Source organism: Vibrio sp. OPT46 (genome assembly GCF_015163535.1).
Taxonomy (GTDB): Bacteria; Pseudomonadota; Gammaproteobacteria; order Enterobacterales; family Vibrionaceae; genus Vibrio; species Vibrio alginolyticus.
Genome location: NZ_JADDYG010000302.1, coordinates 38796 through 41120, shown reverse-complemented (window position 1 = coordinate 41120; position 2325 = coordinate 38796). Strand labels below are relative to the sequence as shown.

2 protein-coding genes are annotated in these 2325 nt (G+C 45.5%); both read left to right on the top strand.

Features of this window, described 5'->3' with window-relative positions; translation table 11 throughout:
- The coding region (locus IQR33_RS14305) for a hypothetical protein (protein WP_193838071.1) at nt 1-1143 on the top strand (1143 nt) is incomplete at its 5' end.
- Nucleotides 1144-1234: 91 nt separating this feature from the next.
- A partial coding sequence (locus IQR33_RS14300) for a hypothetical protein (protein ID WP_228013902.1) occupies nt 1235-2325 on the top strand: 1091 nt, incomplete at its 3' end.

Below are 2325 nucleotides of genomic sequence, written 5' to 3'. Positions count from 1 at the left end.
ATCTACACGGATAAGGATGGTAAGCAACATCAAATAGTTGAGAGAAAAGTTTCGGCAGTTCGAATCACTCAAGGCGGTGGCGCAGTTATTGAGCAAGATCTAACTCTTGATAATGGCAAAACTGTCACAGTTCCGGTTACTCAAAACCGAACAAGCAAGCCAGATGACAATATCTTAGTTGTGCCATTGTCGGAGTTTAGTAACCGAATGAAAACCATGATTGATACTCGTCAGCATTTGAACCGTGAAGAGTTGAACAACTGGCGTCAACTTCAAACAGGTCGATCTCTGAATTTCGATGAAAATGGCAATGTTGTATATGGTGGTCGTTCAGGCCGTTCTAGTCGCTCAGGCTCTAGTGGTTCTTCTTCTTCAATGGCTCAATTGGCGAAGCAACAGCTATCTGAACAAAACGGAATTAATAGCAAGTATGATGAACAGATTGCCAAACTTGACCGCAATATGTTCGATAAGGAACAAGATTATCAGGCCGAAATTGATCGCTTGAATCGAGAAAGGGAGAAGGCACTAGAGCGTCATACGATGATGTATTTGCCACTAACAGGTTATGATCCTCAATACTTAACCAAGGAACAAGCGCAAAGTATGGCAAGAAAACGAGCGCAAGCGTTTGTTGAGTCATATCCTGATTATGAGTTCAAAGCGGGCAGCAAAGCGCAACTTCAGTCTTATCTAATGGAAAACCCAGCCGCGACGCCTGATCAGGTAAATAAGGCTATTCAAGAGATGATTAAAAGTAAAGATATCATCAAGAAAAAGCCATCTAATGAAACGCTGATAAGCGAGTCTCAAGAGTTCACCAATGGCGAGAAGAAGGCCGCCGGACAGACAGAGGGTGAACCGTCAAATCAAGGCGAGTTAGAGGCTTTACGAGAGGAAATCCTAAACTCTGATGGAACTTATCAAGAAAAGCTTGCAGCAATTAAGGCAGCGGACTTGAGTCCTGAAGAACAACAACAGGCAATGGATTGGCTTAACTATAGTGGCTTTTATAGCGCAGCCGATAAGCTAACAAGTAACGCCAGAGATAACTTAAAAACTCAGGCTCAACGAGTAGAAGAGCAGCGTAAAAATGCGCCACCAGCCGCACGCTACATGGCATTAGGTTTGGCTAATCGTTAATTCATCGATCGTAAACAAAAATCCCCAATCGGTGCGGTTGGGGGTTATACTTCCCCTGTCTATTTCCTATGCAGAATAAGAGGGGATACCGATGGATTTCAGAGAGGCGATGCGTCTAGTTGAGGAAAGGGAACGCAATCAAAACACATCAACGTTTGGTGACGTTGTTGATATGGCTCAACAAGGCGCTTTGCAAACTTTGGCTGGTGCTGCGAATTTCGTTGGTGCAGAAAAGGCAGCAAGCTCATTAGAGAATTGGGCTAATGAGCAATACGAAACCTTATCGCCTGAAATGCGCGAAGCCATGGCGAAAGATATCATCAATGATGATATGAGCTTTGGCGAAGGTGCTAAAGATTGGCGTACATGGTTAGGCACAGCATCTAATGTGCTTGGTGGTATGGCTGTAACCATGTTGCCAGCAGGTGCAGCAGGTAAAGCAGCGTCAATGGCAGGTCGAAGCGCTGCGGTGTCCCAAGGTGCCAATGTCGGTACTAACGCACTTCTAAACTTGGCGGCTGGTAACGGTGGTCAAGCCTTAAATGTTCAACGAGAAATCGAGAACATTCCTTATCACGAATTAATGGATTCTCCACAGTTCAAGCGTTATGTGGCCGAAGAAGCGGATAAGAATATCTCTGATGAAGAGGCGCTAAACAACGCTCGTACTCGATTGGCCCAAGAGGTTGGAGATTCGATTAAAACCGACCTTACTCTAGGCATGGTCAACCTGATCGGTGAAACGGTAGGTGATCAGGCAATGGTTAAACTGCTAAAAGGTAGTTTAGGCAAAACAATCAAAGGTGCTATTGGTAAAGGTGTACTTGCTGAAGGTGGCACCGAGGCCGTACAAGGTGGCGTTGAACAATACCGCTCTAACGTTCATACCAACGAAAAGATGGACGTTGAAGGCGACAACTCCGAAGGCGTTGGCGCGGCTGCGCTTGAGTCTGGTTTAGTCGGTGGTTTGATCGGTGGTGGTTTTGGTGCGCCTAGTGGTGTGGCTGGTCGTTACCGTCGTCGTAATTTTGAAAGCAAGATTGAACAAGCGATCAATCCAGAAGTGATTTCGCAATTGCGCTCGGTTGGTAAAACAGATCAAGAGATTGAGGCTCTTCTAAGACCGAAGATTGAGAACCGCGCTCTTTCTATGGGCTTTGATGCTAACGAATCTACGGCTTT